General features: G+C 44.4%; 14 protein-coding genes. 13 read left to right on the forward strand and 1 reads right to left on the reverse strand.

What is annotated here, in order from left to right; all coding sequences use genetic code 11:
• Window positions 1-214: 214 nt before the first annotated feature.
• The 13 genes from IIB39_08930 to IIB39_08990 all read left to right on the forward strand — a co-directional run bounded on the left by IIB39_08930 (window position 215) and on the right by IIB39_08990 (window position 14,121).
• On the forward strand, window positions 215-1,189 hold the full coding sequence (locus IIB39_08930; GenBank protein MCH8928823.1) for a glycosidase: 975 nt from the start codon (window positions 215-217) through the stop codon (window positions 1,187-1,189).
• A gap of 615 nt (window positions 1,190-1,804) precedes the next feature.
• Window positions 1,805-3,742, forward strand: a complete 1,938-nt coding sequence (locus tag IIB39_08935; GenBank protein ID MCH8928824.1) for a glycosyltransferase family 39 protein — start codon at window positions 1,805-1,807, stop codon at window positions 3,740-3,742.
• A complete protein-coding gene (locus IIB39_08940) occupies window positions 3,735-4,736 on the forward strand; it encodes an SDR family oxidoreductase (protein ID MCH8928825.1) in 1,002 nt (333 codons plus the stop codon). The genes IIB39_08935 and IIB39_08940 overlap by 8 nt, the downstream gene beginning before the upstream one ends.
• Window positions 4,720-6,246: an adenylyltransferase/cytidyltransferase family protein gene (locus IIB39_08945; protein ID MCH8928826.1), complete on the forward strand. Its 1,527-nt coding sequence runs from the start codon at window positions 4,720-4,722 to the stop codon at window positions 6,244-6,246. Before IIB39_08940 ends, IIB39_08945 begins: the two co-directional genes overlap by 17 nt.
• The gene (locus IIB39_08950; protein ID MCH8928827.1) at window positions 6,243-7,247 is read left to right on the forward strand and encodes an NAD(P)-dependent oxidoreductase; all 1,005 of its coding nucleotides are present in this window, start codon (window positions 6,243-6,245) and stop codon (window positions 7,245-7,247) included. The genes IIB39_08945 and IIB39_08950 overlap by 4 nt, the downstream gene beginning before the upstream one ends.
• Window positions 7,247-8,074 carry a transketolase gene (locus tag IIB39_08955; protein ID MCH8928828.1) on the forward strand — a complete coding sequence of 276 codons (828 nt, stop codon included), beginning with the start codon at window positions 7,247-7,249 and terminating at the stop codon, window positions 8,072-8,074. The genes IIB39_08950 and IIB39_08955 overlap by 1 nt, the downstream gene beginning before the upstream one ends.
• Window positions 8,074-9,036 carry a transketolase gene (locus tag IIB39_08960; protein ID MCH8928829.1) on the forward strand — a complete coding sequence of 321 codons (963 nt, stop codon included), beginning with the start codon at window positions 8,074-8,076 and terminating at the stop codon, window positions 9,034-9,036. The genes IIB39_08955 and IIB39_08960 overlap by 1 nt, the downstream gene beginning before the upstream one ends.
• The gene (locus tag IIB39_08965) at window positions 9,033-10,079 is read left to right on the forward strand and encodes a zinc-binding dehydrogenase (GenBank protein ID MCH8928830.1); all 1,047 of its coding nucleotides are present in this window, start codon (window positions 9,033-9,035) and stop codon (window positions 10,077-10,079) included. The genes IIB39_08960 and IIB39_08965 overlap by 4 nt, the downstream gene beginning before the upstream one ends.
• Window positions 10,080-10,083: 4 nt before the next feature.
• Complete coding sequence (locus tag IIB39_08970) at window positions 10,084-10,683, forward strand: haloacid dehalogenase-like hydrolase (protein MCH8928831.1); 600 nt, start codon at window positions 10,084-10,086, stop codon at window positions 10,681-10,683.
• The gene (locus IIB39_08975) at window positions 10,680-11,717 is read left to right on the forward strand and encodes a phosphotransferase (GenBank protein MCH8928832.1); all 1,038 of its coding nucleotides are present in this window, start codon (window positions 10,680-10,682) and stop codon (window positions 11,715-11,717) included. Before IIB39_08970 ends, IIB39_08975 begins: the two co-directional genes overlap by 4 nt.
• Entirely contained in the window at window positions 11,718-12,380 is a 663-nt protein-coding gene (locus tag IIB39_08980) for a class I SAM-dependent methyltransferase (GenBank protein MCH8928833.1), read from the forward strand.
• Between the two features lie 30 nt (window positions 12,381-12,410).
• Window positions 12,411-13,103 carry a class I SAM-dependent methyltransferase gene (locus IIB39_08985; GenBank protein ID MCH8928834.1) on the forward strand — a complete coding sequence of 231 codons (693 nt, stop codon included), beginning with the start codon at window positions 12,411-12,413 and terminating at the stop codon, window positions 13,101-13,103.
• A gap of 31 nt (window positions 13,104-13,134) precedes the next feature.
• On the forward strand, window positions 13,135-14,121 hold the full coding sequence (locus tag IIB39_08990; GenBank protein ID MCH8928835.1) for a GDP-mannose 4,6-dehydratase: 987 nt from the start codon (window positions 13,135-13,137) through the stop codon (window positions 14,119-14,121).
• 3 nt (window positions 14,122-14,124) lie between these two features.
• On the opposite strand, the gene IIB39_08995 is transcribed toward IIB39_08990, so the two are convergent.
• Window positions 14,125-14,619: a WbuC family cupin fold metalloprotein gene (locus IIB39_08995; protein ID MCH8928836.1), complete on the reverse strand. Its 495-nt coding sequence runs from the start codon at window positions 14,617-14,619 to the stop codon at window positions 14,125-14,127.

A 14,619-nucleotide genomic window follows, 5' to 3' on the forward strand; every position in this document is an offset into this window, starting at 1 on the left:
ATATCGATGCGCCGGGAGTCGGCGAAACTATCGGCAAATTTGCGGTGATTAAATGACATTCTCCGGACGAAATCAGCAACGGATATTCAGCCGAATATCTTCAGCAATTGGTAACCTGTCTCGTATTCTCTTTTTTTTAACGATGTAGTTCGATTTAGAAAAAATTGGCAACGCATTTTGTCCTATTTATAATTAAGAAGGAGAAATAATAATCGTGAAGTTGAAACGTTATAGTGGTAATCCAATTTTAGAACCGAGGGGTGATGATTGGGAGTCTGTATCTGTTTTTAACCCGTCAGCAGTCTATAAAGACGGCAAAATACACCTTTATTATCGCGCATTGGGAGATTATTATCCAAGTGTTTCAAGGATTGGATATGCGATATTTGATGATGATTTAAATTTAGTGGAGCGGCAATCAGACCCTGTGTTGATTCCGGATGAAAGAATGTGGGAGTGGTCGTTAGAAGACCCAAGAGTCACTGAAATCGACGGAGATATTTATCTGACGTATGTTGTAACGACTCCAAATCCTCCCAGTGAGATACGAAAACGGTTGGGCATTCCCAAACCTGGACCAACCGCGCAACCCAGAACTGCTTTGGCTACGGTCAAAGATTTTAGGGAGTTCAAACGCTATGGTTTCATTACGCCATATGGCGCCGATGAACGCGATGTCGTGCTCTTTCCTGAAAAAATTGGCGGAAAATATGCCGTACTACATCGACCACATAACTGGGTTGGAGAAGAATACGGAACTTCGGGTCCGTCTATCTGGTATGCCGAGACGGATAGTATTGACCAGAAGATAACAAATCATAAACTTGTAATGAAAGCGGAAACAGAGTGGGAGGGAAATAAGCTGGGAGCCGGACCTCCTCCCATAAAAACGGAATCCGGTTGGCTTTTGATTTACCACGGCGTCGATAGTAACAAGGTTTACCGGGCTGGAGCTGCGCTTTTGGATTTGAAAGAGCCGTGGAATGTGCTTGCCCGTACACGGGAACCTATTCTTGAACCGATTGAAGATTTTGAAAAAAACGGAGATGTTCCGAATGTGGTGTTTCCCGAAGGTATGGTTGTCGTTGACAAATCGCTCATAGTTTTTTATGGCGCTGCTGACAAAGTTTGTTGCGCTGCTTCTGTTAACTTGGATGAATTTATCGGAGATTTACTTTCAGAGGAGTGATTATAAGAATTATCATAATTTGAAGTCCGGGAGGAAGAAGAATTCAATGCTTGGTCAGCTGAGAAAGCATCCGAACTCGCCGGTGAAGTATGGTAGGGAAATTTATAGAAAATAATTCTGAAGATATTTAGCTAATATCCCCAATCAATCTATTTGTTATCGCATAATAGATTCTTAAGTAGCCAAATCGGGACACGCAAATGGTCTCTATTTGGTCATTAGTCCCCGTAAGTACCTGATACTCAAAATACAACATAGTAGTGAAAACCGATGTGTCTCCCGACTTGGCGGGGACAGGCTGTGCTTCTTCCAGAGGAATTCCTGCGGAAGATTCCCCCAAGGAGGTCCCTTCGGGACGCGAGGCGCCGCCACTTAAGCCAATATGAATATCAGTTTATCCTTATCGATGGAATATTCGATGTTTTGGCAAAATTCAGGAGGCATCCCATATATTACCGTCTAATCATTAAAGTTATTGATTGAAAGACCGATAATATTCTTATGGAAGTACCACCGGCGGAATTATGCTTCAAAACTGCGGACACAGTGAGAATGGTATCCGAAGGGGTAGCTGTTGCTGCATCTTAACGAAATTAGGAAGCATCCGGCAACCTAATGCAGGCTATTCATTTCATACTTCTCACAGGAATTCTGAGCTTTAATTGGTGGCTGCGTTCTCGATTCAGGAACCAACCTCTTGACTGGGACCACGGAATTTACGGCTATCTGAATTATTGGTATCAAAAAGAAGGCAGAAATATAATACCAGTGCACGGTAAATCGGATAGCCTGATAAGCTGGGGTAAACCCGGATTGACATATCTGATGTGGGTGGTGGTAAAACTGTGCGGAGCTAATCCAAGGAAGATAAGAGATTTTGATTCGGCGTATTATCTCCTGAATACGCTTGGAGTATTTTGGCTGGGGAAAGTTGCATTTAGCGTCGAAGTCGGATTGGCTGCTGCCGGCATATATGCTTTTTATTCGAGCGTTCCATTCACGTGGACAGCGGACGAAAATCCGGAAAACTATCAAACGCTGTTTATTACCCTTTCAACCGCAGCTTTTATACAATACGTAAGAACCGGTTCAGACATTTGGCTGGTTTTCTCAGGGGTGACCGCATTTCTAACTATACTTTTAAAGCAGAACAGCACGCTGTATTTTGCGGGATTTGGATACCTGCAGCTGTTTATGTTAAATGACTACACAGGTTTTTTACTTTTCACCGGCAGCGTTACGGTTCCCCATTTGCTCCTCTTCGGATTTTATATGAGCAGGGGCTATTCCCTTAAATGGCTTTTAGGAACTTTTCTTATCTATCCTTCGCTTCACTCAATTTCATATATAATGAACCTCACGCGGGAAAAAGGTAAATGGGTTACTCATAAAGATAAGTTGTCGAAGTTGATACAGCTAAAAATAAACGTCTCCGCATATATGAAAGAATCTTCTCCTCTCTGGCTCGCTGGAATATTAGGATTGGCGTATATAAGTTATAATGAAACAGGATATACCAATTTTATCTTTTTGAGTTTATTCTCCGGAATAATTTTAGGATACTTCCTGCCTCACAAATTCTTCCCAAACTACTTTATTCCGTTTACTCCGGTTTTGGCAGTTGCCGCATCGTATTGGATAATAGAAAGTGCGACCTTAAATTTGGGCGTAGCGGATGGCTATCTGACTATTTCAGCTTCTTTAGCGTTAGCGGGTCTTGCCGTTCTGTCAATTTCACCGTTATACGCGTATTTTTTCAAATCTACTCCATCCGAACAGGCGCTTTATCAATATAAACACAGCCTACCGAACTTCCTGGCTTCGGAGGAGATAGCAAACCATATTAAAGAAAACACATCTCCTGAGGATACGATATTTGTCTGGTGCTATAACCCGGAGATCTATTTCCTCTCCGAGAGACGTTCAGCTGTAGGGCATTTGCTTTTCAATCGTGGTATAACGAGAACGATTATCGATATGAGTTTCGAAGAGATCTATTTGAGGATGATAGATGACCTTGTTTTAAACGAAGCAAAATACATCGTTTTGATAACCGGCGGAATGTCAACAGACTTAATCAAGAAACTTACCGGACTTGAATACGAAATGGATAAAAGATTCAATACAAGATTAGGAGTCGATGATTCACGCGCTTATACAACATATAAATTGAACAGCGCCTCGTTCGTGCCCGCTTTATCAAAAATGGGCGAGAAAGATTATAATTCCGGCAACAACTCAAGGGCGTTGGAGATATTTGAAAAGCTCGTAAGGATAGAACCTTCAAACGCCGAGTACAAAGTAAGTCTTGCAACAGTGTTGTGGGCGGAGGATGAAAAGGAAAAGGCGCGTGAACAGATTGATCGTGTGCTGTCATTAGACCCCGAATATAAAGACGCTATCATCAGTTTTGCTGAAATGGCGCGGGATGAGAGCGACCGGAAAATGGCAGTCAGCTATTTTGAAAATTATTTAACGACAGAAGGATACGATCCGGAGATTGAGGTTTACCTCTCAGATTTTAACAATGAGCTGAAGGTGGAAATTGAATAAAAAGAAAACAATAGTGACCGGGGGAGCAGGATTTATCGGCAGTCATATTACCGAAAGGCTGCTCGGCGACGGACACGATGTGACTGTTTTGGATAATTTTTCAACCGGCAGGCAGGAAAACCTGCATCATTTGTCAGAGTTTGAGAACCTGAATGTAGTGCATGCCGACATATCTGTTCAGGAAGAGATAACGGAATATTTCGCGGATGTGGATTGGGTTTTCCATATCGCTGCTTTGGCTGATATAGTCCCCTCGATAGTGAATCCGTCTCTTTATCATAAGTCAAACGTTGACGGCACAGTCTCGGTTTTGGAAGCTTCAAGAAATGCCGGAGTGGAACGATTTATTTATGCCGCATCGTCTTCTTGCTACGGATTGACAAAAGAGTTTCCGACTCCTGAATCGGCAAAGACAGAGCCTGAGTATCCATACGCTTTGACAAAATTTGTCGGAGAACAATATGTCATGCATTGGGGGAAGGTTTATGACCTGCCGGTGGTGAGTCTCAGGATGTTCAACGTATATGGGCCGCGTTCGAGAACATCGGGAACTTACGGGGCTGTATTCGGTGTGTTTCTTGCCCAAAAATTGGCGGGCAAACCGTTTACGGTCGTTGGTGACGGGACTCAGACAAGGGATTTCGTATCTGTGACGGATGTTGCGGATGCTTATCTGAAGGCTGCGGAATCAGATGTGACAAACGAGATATTTAATGTGGGTTCCGGAAACGCCTATTCGATAAACAGGTTGGTGGAGCTGCTTGGCGGAGATGTGATATTCGTTCCGAAACGACCGGGCGAACCGGACTGCACATTCGGGGATATTTCAAAGATCAGGGGAACCCTTGGTTGGCAGCCCAAAGTCACTTTTGAAGAGGGCGTAAAGACAATGTTGGATAACATAGAGTATTGGAATGAGGCTCCTGTTTGGGAGCCTGAGGCGATCAGCGAAGCAACGGAGGAGTGGTTCAAATATCTTGGATGCGCGGGATAAAATAGTAAAACTTGAGGAGCTTCCCGAACTTCTGAAGGAGCATCGGAAAGCCGGCCAGAAAGTCATACTCTGCCATGGAGTGTTCGATCTACTTCATCCCGGACATATAAAGCATATAGAAGCGGCAAAGAAAAACGGCGATATATTGGTGGTGACCATAACGCCGGATGAGTATGTGAATAAAGGACCGCATCGGCCGGTTTTTGATGAGCTCTACAGAGCGGAAACGATAGGCGCCTTAGAAAAAGTGAATTACGTTGCTATCAACAAGTGGCCCTCGGCGGTTCATACGATAGAATTATTGACTCCCGATATTTATGTAAAGGGAAGCGATTATAAGAATCCTGATGAGGATATCACAGGAGAGATAGCCAACGAAAATAAGGCTATCGCTAAAGTGGGCGGACGAATAATCTACACAGATGAGGAAACATTTTCTTCATCAAAGATCATCAACGAAAACCTGCATCTGATTTCAGATGAAGCGAAGAAATTTATCTCCGGGCTAAAGAACCGTTATTCACAAGGAGAGATACTCGGCACTCTGAATTCACTACAGGACCTGAAAGTTACGATAGTCGGTGAGGCTATAATTGACGAATACATATACGGCGATACTATAGGCAAGTCCTCGAAAGACCCTCATTTAGTTCTCAGGCAGAAAAATATTGAAATCCATCTCGGCGGTTCGCTCGCCATCGCAAATCAGGTTGCGGAATTCTGCGGAGATGTAACCTTGGTAACCTATTTAGGCGATAGAGAATCATACGAGGAATTGATCAAGGAGAAGCTTAATCCGGACATTATAACAAAATTTATTTACAAGACCGATTCTCCCACAATAGTTAAAAAACGGATAATTGATGACTATTTCTTTCATAAGCTGATCGAAATTTACACGATAAATGACGAAGACCTGAGTAAGAAGCAGGAGAAAGAGCTAATCGAAATTCTTGACGCTCAGCTTGATGAATCCGATGCCGTGTTGGTTTGCGATTACGGTCATGGTCTGATATCGGAGAACACGATAAACTCTTTAAGCAAAACAAAGACTCACCTTGCAGTGAACGTGCAGAGCAATGCCGGTAATTTTGGCTATAATTTTATTTCAAAATATCCGAGAGCGGAACTGGTCACGGTGGATGAATCCGAACTGCGTCTTGAAAACCGGAATAAGTTTGGAGACGTAGAGGACTTGCTCGAAAACGTGTACGAAAAGATGGATTATGGACAGATTATCGTTACGCGGGGAGCGAACGGGAGCAGCGCATTCTCCCGGGAGACAGGACACATAAAAGCTCCCGCGCTTGCCGGAAATATCGTTGACCGGATGGGAGCGGGCGATACTTTCTTTTCACTTTCTTCGCTTCTGAGCGCAAGGGGTGTGCCTCTCGAAATTGTGTCGTTCATCGGGAATGCGGTAGGAGCGCTGGCTGTAAAAATAGTCGGAAACAAAGAGCCTATCACGAAAATATCGTTGAAAAAAACACTTATATCATTGTTAAAATGAACGAATTTAAAAAGATAGCGATCACCGGCGGCGGTGGATATGTAGGGAGCGAACTCGTCCCAACGCTTCTTGAACAAGGGAAAGAAGTAACCGTTCTGGACCTCTTCATCTACGGGGAAGATGTGTTTGGAGAGTATAGCGGTCACAAGAATCTTCGATGCATAAATGGCGACATACGAAATAAGGATGACCTGCGTGAGGCTTTCAGCGAATCCGAAGCAGTTATTCATCTCGCCTGTATCTCCAACGACCCGAGTTTTGATCTGAACCCAACATTGGGCAAAAGTATCAACCTTGATTCGTTTGACGGAATACTCTCCACATTGGAGGAAACAGGCGTACAACGGTTCATATACGCAAGTTCGTCCAGCGTTTACGGCGTCAGAGAGGAAGCGGATGTGAAAGAGGATACTCCGAAAAATCCTCTGACGGATTATTCGCGATTTAAACTGATGTGCGAAGAAAAATTATCAGAATGGAAAAATCCCAACAAGTCGGATTGGACGATAATCAGACCCGCAACCGTATGCGGCTACGGAAAACGGCTTCGGTTGGATCTGACGGTAAACCTTCTGACTATTCACGCTCTTATAAACAACAGCATAAAAGTATTCGGCGGAAAACAACTTCGCCCGAATATTCATATTAACGATATGGTTCGAGTCTATACAACCGTTCTTGAGGCTGATTCTGAAAAGATACACGGTAAAGTATTCAATGCGGGGTATGAAAATCGATCGGTGGAGGATATCGCCTTGATGGTTGCGGAAGAAGTCGGAAAGGATAGTATTGAAATAGATTATGTCCCCACTGACGACATCCGCTCTTACCATGTCAATTCCGATAAGATCGGCAGAGAACTCGGCTTTGAAACTAAACACACTATAGAGGACGCTATCACCGGAATTATTGCCGCTTATAATAAAGGCACCGTAAAAGACGGTATGAACAACCCACTTTATTACAACATAAAGCGGATGCAGGAGCTGAACCTGTCATGATGACGACGATGGAAGTCGCAAACTCTCAGCTGGAGCGAATCGCCTCAAAAGCCAGAAAAGAGATAGTTCGAATGTCGTTCGAGTCAAAATCTCCTCATCTCGGCTCGTCTCTATCGGTGGTGGATATACTTATCGCCGCTTATTGGTACGGTCTGGACGTAGACCCGGAGAATCCCTACGGAGAGGGGAGAGACCGATTGATATTCAGTAAGGGACACGCAGCTGCCGCTCTTTATGCGGTATTGGCTCTCAGAGGATTTTTTTCTTTAGATCTGCTGGACAGTTACGCAAGGGAAGATACCTTGCTGGGCGAGCATCCGATAGCAAACGCTTTGCCGGGTTTGGAAGTCGCAACCGGATCACTCGGTCACGGTCTTCCGATGGGAGTCGGGGTTGCGCTTGCAAACAAGATCAAGAATTACAACGCGAAAACAATTGTAGTGATGAGCGACGGAGAATGTAACGAGGGTTCGGTATGGGAAGCAGCGATGTTCGCTCCGGCGCACGACCTCGAAAATCTTATGGTAGTGATAGATTTTAACAAGTGGCAGGCAACAGGAAGAAGCAGGGAAGTTCTCTCGCTTGACTCTTTGGCGGAAAAATGGGAAGCGTTCGGATGGTCAACATATGAAGTGAACGGGCATGATATGACCGAACTGGCTGATGCGATGAGTTATTTCCCCGATAACAGTTGCAAACCGATAGCGATAATAGCGCACACCATAAAGGGTAAGGGCGTTTCTTTTATGGAGGACGACAATAATTGGCATTATCGGATTCCGACTGAGGATGAAGTCGGGAAAGCAATCCTGGAGCTGACTATCTAATGAGAAACGCCTTCGCAGATGAACTTTTAAAGCAGAGCAAATTGCGGGACGATATCGTTCTCGTTACAGGGGACATTGGTAACCGCTTGTTCGATCCTTTCAAGGAAGCAAATCCAAACAATTTTTATAATGCCGGAGTTGCTGAAGCGAACGCTATCGGAATGGCGGCAGGGTTGTCTATGGGCGGTTTCAAGCCGATAGTCTATACGATTGCCACATTTGTTACCGCGCGATGTTTTGAGCAGATAAAAGTAGATGTCTGTTACAACGGCAATCCCGTAATAATCGTCGGCGTTGGAGGAGGATTCTCTTATGCGGGTAACGGAGCAACGCATCATTCGTTCGAGGATATTGCGATATTAAGGTCGCTTCCCGAAATCAGCATCGTGGCTCCCGCAGATTCCTATGAGGTAAGAGGGGCGTTACGGGCGGCGTTAAAACATGATAAACCGGTATATCTCAGGCTGGGCAAGAAAAACGAACCGCTCGTGCATGATTCAGTTCCGAATTTTTCTATCGGAAAAAGTATAAGACTGAAAAAGGGCAACGAGGTTTGTATTCTCTCAACGGGAAATATAACTCCTGAAGCGATGGCGGCGGCTGAGATGCTCGAAACTGAGGGGATTTCAACGGAACTGATGAGTTTCCATACTATAAAACCGCTTGACAGGGAATACCTGGAAGAGGCGTTTAATAACTTCAGATTGGTTGTGACCGTTGAGGAACACGGTATTATCGGAGGTCTGGGTGGCGCTGTTTCTGAATGGAAAGCGGCAGAAGAACTTCGAAGCGAGATTACCGCAAAGTTGTTGTCAGTGGGAGCGAAAGACAGTTTTATGCACCGAAGCGGCAACCAGACATACGCCAGAAAACATTTCGGGCTGGATTCGGAGAGTATCAGAAGCAGGATAACGGAAGTGTATGAAAAGACTTACCTGTCGGAATTGGGAGTAAGTTTTTGAAAACGACTGCAGCGGTATTAGTTGAAACAGGGAAACCTCTTGAACTTATGGATATAGAAATTCCAAAACTGAAAGAGGGTCAGGTGCTTGTGGATGTATTATACAGCGGTATATGCCGCACACAAGTTCTCGAATGCCGCGGACACAAAGGTGAAGACAAGTTCCTGCCGCATTGTCTCGGACATGAAGGGACGGGAAAAGTTTTGGAAGTCGGGATCGGGGTCACAAAGGTAAAAGAAGATGATTATGTTTTGCTTTCCTGGATGAAGGGCGAGGGCTATGACGTTCCGGGCACTGTTTACGGGAGTAACGGCTACCGGATAAACGCGGGCGGTATTACCACTTTTATGAATCAGAGTGTGATCAGCGAGAACAGACTTACCAGGATAGACGGTAGCTTACCTTTGGATGAAGCAGCGCTTTTGGGCTGTGCGGTCCCTACAGGGTTCGGTGTGTTAAGAAACACTGTGATTGCCAAAAAGGGCGATTCGGTGGTGGTTTTCGGGGTCGGCGGAATCGGGCAATGCGTTGTTCAGGGCGCAAAGATAGCGGGTTGCGACCCGATAATAGCGGTAGACCTATTTGATGATAAACTCGTTACCGCAAAGAGTGTGGGAGCTACTCATCTTATAAACCCAACTGAGTGTGATCCTATAGAAGAGATAAGAAAAATCTCTGCCGATGGATTGGATTATGCGGTTGAGGCTACCGGAATTCCCCGAGTTATGGCTCAGGCGCTTGCATCTGTAAGGGTAAGGGGTGGGAGTGTGATCGTCATAGGGAATGCTAAAGAGGGTGATCTGCTGCAATTGGATCCGCACGAACTCAATATGGGCAAGAATATATTGGGAACATGGGGTGGCGACAATGATCCCGATAAAGATTTCCCCGAATATCTTGAAATGTTCGAATCGGGAGTGATAGACCTTGCGCCTCTTATCACACAGTCCTACACGCTTGAGCAGGTAAATCAGGCGATTGACGATCTGGATACCGGGAAAACGCTGCGTCCTATAATTCAAACTTCAAACGGATTTAACTGACATAATGATCATCGGAATTGATTTTGATAATACTATCGTCAATTATGACGGAGTGTTCGCGGCAGCTGCGGCGGAGAAAAATATGCTTCCCGAAAACAGCTTGAAAACAAAAGAAAGCGTGAAACAGATGTTGCTCGGTGAGGGCAGGGAAGCTGAATGGACGGAACTCCAGGGTTACGTGTACGGGACCAAAATGGATGATGCCCGTATCTATAAGGGTGTTGAGGATTTTATCGGTATATGCGCTGAAATAGGCTGGGAAACGGTTGTTATCAGCCACAAGACGAGGCATCCGGTCATCGGCCCCCAATACGATTTGCACGCTGCGGCTCTGCAATGGATAAAATCGAGCGGATTAATGCTCAGTGACGTTTTCTTTGAAACCACAAGGGAATACAAATATGCGAGGATAGCTCTCATCCGGTGCGATATTTTTGTGGACGATCTACCCGGTTTTCTTCTGGACAGCGGCTTCCCGGAAGAAGTTAACGGGATATTATTCGATCCGAATAATCAACATAAGGACAGCGATGAACTAATGAGATTCAACTCGTGGGAGATGATAGGGACCCTTTTTCCTGAAAATTCGGCGCTGTCGGTTTGAAAGTGTCATTAAATAATCAGGCAATCATTTTATTAAGTAAAATTGGAGATCTGTCTCCGTTTGCAATTAAAGAAATCAGCGGCGGAGCAAATAACCGTGTGTATGAACTCGAAACCAGCAAATATAAGTATTTGATGAAATCTTATTACACGGACAAAGAGGACAGGAGAGACCGGTTAAGCGCAGAATTCGGCTTTTCCGATTTTCTCTGGTGCGAAGGTATTCACCGCATCCCTCGTCCCGTAGTTCAGGATATGGAAAACAGGAACGCATTATTTGAATACGCGGAAGGAAAGAAAATTTTGCCGGAAGACGTTGATGAACATCTCGTATCGGAAGCATTGTACTTCTGGGTTGAGCTAAACTCCCGAAAGAATTCTACACGGGCTAAAAGTATTCACAAAGCGTCTGAAGCATATTTTTCAATTAACGGACATCTAAATAACGTAAGCAACCGATTAAAGAGTTTGAGCGAGATAAAGATAGATTACGACGTTTCTAACACCGCAAAATTATTTGTGAATGATAATCTTATTCCTTATTGGGACAGCGTAAAGAGTGAAGTTGTGGCCGACTCCGCTGTAGAGGGAATAAAAATTAGCGACATATTACCGGATACTGACTGGTGTTTATCGCCATCAGATTTCGGGTTTCACAATGCAATTATAACGGAATCCGGGGCGCTGAGATTTTTCGATTTTGAATACGCCGGATGGGACGACCCGGCAAAGCTTGTTTGCGACTTTTTTTGTCAACCTGAAATTCCTGTAAGCATGAAACATTTTTCGGCATTTTCTGAAACCGTATCATCAGAATATTCTGATGCCGGCTTTCATCAATTCAGGATGAATCTCCTACTGCCAGTTTATCAGATGAAATGGTGCGCCATAATGCTGAACGATTTCCTTTCCAGCGGAAACAGGCGGCGTGAATTTTCCAATAGTAATATATCCCGGGAAAAACGGTTAGAAAAGCAGCTGGAAAAATCTATGAATAAGTTTGAATCAATGCTGAGCGAAAGAGCAGAGGTCTAAATGGCTTATATAGATTTTCTTACGGATCAGCATTCGGGAACCAAGCGCGATTATCTGGCGAGGATGACAGAATACCCGAAAGCGGAAGCTATCAAAAAGGCTAAATCATATGGATATGATTACTGGGACGGAGACAGAAAATTCGGGTTCGGCGGATATAAATATGACGGCAGATGGCGTTCTGTAGCTGAAAAGATCGCCACACATTACGGTCTTAAGCCGGGAGACAGTGTGTTGGATGTGGGCTGCGGTAAAGGGTTTCTGCTTTACGAATTGACTCAGGCGGTTCCGGGATTGAAAGTTCAAGGGATAGACATTTCGGAATATGCCGTCGAAAATTCCAAAGAGGAAATAAGGGGTAACTTAAAAGTTGCGGATGCCGTGTCGCTTCCTTTTGAAGATAACAGTTTTGATCTGATTATATCATTAAATACGCTTCATAACCTTTATTGCTATGACTTGGATAAGGCGTTTTCAGAGATAGAGAGGGTTGGAAAGAAAAATAAATATATCGTTGTAGAATCTTACCGCAACGAGGAAGAAAAAGTCAATATGATGTGCTGGGTGCTGACGGGAGAATGTTTCTTTTCTCCCGAAGAGTGGGAATGGTGGTTCAGCCACAGCGGATATTCAGGCGATCATGGATTCATATATTTTGAATAAAAGTTTTTTAAACTTTTAGAAGAGGGCAGAATGACGACAGAAATATTATTACCGAAACATCACAAAGATCAGTTTGACCATGGCTATGAAAACGATAGCGAAGAAAAGTTCATATTGGGCCCCCATGCCTATTTTTCGCTGAAGAATGATCCGAAGCATCTTCTCTTTCATCTCGCCAGGTATAAGTTCGTTATGAAAATGATGAAGCCTGATTTCAGGGTAATGGAGGTGGGCTGCGGTGATGCCTTCGGCACTGTTCTTGTGGCGTCGGCTGTCAGGAGTGTGAACGCTACCGATTGGGACAGCAGGATGGTGGAGGATAACCGTGAAAGAATGCAGCAGTTCGAGAATATCCGTTTTGACGTTTATGACGCTACATCGGGACCGTTATCCGGAGGACCTTATAACGCCGCTTATTCCTTAGACGTTATCGAGCATGTGGAGCCGAATAAGGAAGATGTGTTTGTGAGAAATATCGCTGATTCACTCACGGACGACGGGATGTTGATACTCGGCACTCCAAATAAGTACGCTGAAGAATGGGCTTCACGTGAAAGCAAAATAGGACACATAAATTGGAAAACACATGAAACTTTGGAAAGTCTCCTGAGCAACTGTTTTCAAAACGTTTTTATGTATTCGATGAACGATGAAGTGCTGCACACCGGATTCGACAAGATGGGGCATTATGTGCTTGCTGTAGGTTCGGTTCCTAAACGTTAATTATCAGGGGGTAAAAAATATTTCAGATAAGATGAAGGTTGTGGTGTTAGGGAGTAACTCCTTTTCGGGGAGCGATTTTATTGATCTGCTGCTGGAAGAAGGCGAGTATGAAGTTATTGGTGTCAGTCGGTCACCTGAAAAAAATAGTGTTTTCCTTCCTTATAACAACAGGAGCTCCGGGGATTTCAGCTTCCATCAATTAGACATGAATAAAGATATGCCCGAGTTGATAAATTTGCTTGATGATACGGAACCCAGCTATGTAGTAAACTTTGCCGCTCAAAGTGAAGTTGCTCCGAGTTGGGAGCATCCCGAACACTGGTATGAAACTAACGTGGTATCGCTTTCAAAAATGATTAATTTCTTGAAAGACCGCAGTTACTTGAGGAAATATGTTCATATATCTTCGCCTGAGGTTTACGGCTCATGCGAAGGATCCGTATTTGAAGACGCTCCTCTCAATCCCTCCACACCTTATGCGGCGTCAAAAGCGGCAGCGGATTTACATTTGTTTACAATTCAAAAAAACTATGATTTTCCGCTTACGATGATACGTTCAACGAATGTATACGGAGCGCATCAGCAGCTCTGGAAAATTATTCCGCGCACTATTATTTATATAAAAAGCGGGAAAAAACTCCAGCTTCACGGCGGCGGCACGGCGGTTAAGTCATTTATACATATCAGCGACATCTCCTTAGGAGAATTGAGCGCAATGTTGTCGGGTTCGAAAGGAGCTATTTATCATCTGTCACCCGACGGCGGTTATTCCGTGCGAGAAGTGGTTGAGATGATATGCGAAAAAATGTCAGTCGAGTTCAGCGAAGTAGTGGAAAGTGTGGAAGAACGTCCCGGACAGGATAGGGCATACGTTATTGATTCTAAAAAAGCAAGAATAGAATTTGACTGGCAGCCGCGTGTGTCAATGGAGGATGGAATTGATGGGGTAGTATCATGGATAAATGCCAATTGGGATAAGATAAAAACTCTGCCTCTTGATTACATCCACAAGCCTTAAGAACTATTCAGACAAATCCTCTAAAAAGAGAACTATCTCATCCGATTCGGACTCATGCGGAGCCCAGCTGGCGTATTCAGTGTCCGATTGCTTAAAGGGTCCGTTAGTAATCTCATGAAATACCACGTATTCTGTCTGTGGGATGACCATGTGCCAGGCTTCCTTTGAGAGCCTGTAGATAAGATTCAGGTGAGCATCTGTTGCGCTCATTTCGATTCTTTTGGTCACCTGCCCTGATTCGTCGAAGAGTATCACCGTAAGTTCTCCCTCAATGATGTGATACGATTCTGATTTGCCTATATGCCGATGAGGACGAATATAACTGTCCCGGCAAAGTCCGATGACCATCTCCTGAACCGGATCGTTTTCGCTCAAGTGCATGCAAATCCTCGACCTTCGGAGTGCGGAGTTCTCAGCCAACTCCCTGAGGACTGAAAGATCGTTTTCACTGAGTTCAAGGACCTCGTTGGAATTATAAATTATCGGACTCTCAGGCAT

The organism is Candidatus Neomarinimicrobiota bacterium, from assembly GCA_022573815.1.
In the GTDB taxonomy this organism is placed as follows: Bacteria; Fidelibacterota; SORT01; order SORT01; family SORT01; genus JACZTG01.

Bases quoted from the DNA above. Each gene is read 5' to 3' on its own strand.
- IIB39_08935 (MCH8928824.1), top strand. From the start codon at position 1,805: ATGCAGGCTATTCATTTCATACTTCTCACAGGAATTCTGAGCTTTAAT.
- IIB39_08950 (MCH8928827.1), top strand. From the start codon at position 6,243: ATGAACGAATTTAAAAAGATAGCGATCACCGGCGGCGGTGGATATGTA.
- IIB39_08955 (MCH8928828.1), top strand. From the start codon at position 7,247: ATGACGACGATGGAAGTCGCAAACTCTCAGCTGGAGCGAATCGCCTCA.
- IIB39_08960 (MCH8928829.1), top strand. From the start codon at position 8,074: ATGAGAAACGCCTTCGCAGATGAACTTTTAAAGCAGAGCAAATTGCGG.
- IIB39_08970 (MCH8928831.1), top strand. From the start codon at position 10,084: ATGATCATCGGAATTGATTTTGATAATACTATCGTCAATTATGACGGA.
- IIB39_08980 (MCH8928833.1), top strand. From the start codon at position 11,718: ATGGCTTATATAGATTTTCTTACGGATCAGCATTCGGGAACCAAGCGC.
- IIB39_08985 (MCH8928834.1), top strand. From the start codon at position 12,411: ATGACGACAGAAATATTATTACCGAAACATCACAAAGATCAGTTTGAC.
- IIB39_08990 (MCH8928835.1), top strand. From the start codon at position 13,135: ATGAAGGTTGTGGTGTTAGGGAGTAACTCCTTTTCGGGGAGCGATTTT.
- IIB39_08995 (MCH8928836.1), bottom strand. From the start codon at position 14,619: ATGCCTGAGAGTCCGATAATTTATAATTCCAACGAGGTCCTTGAACTC.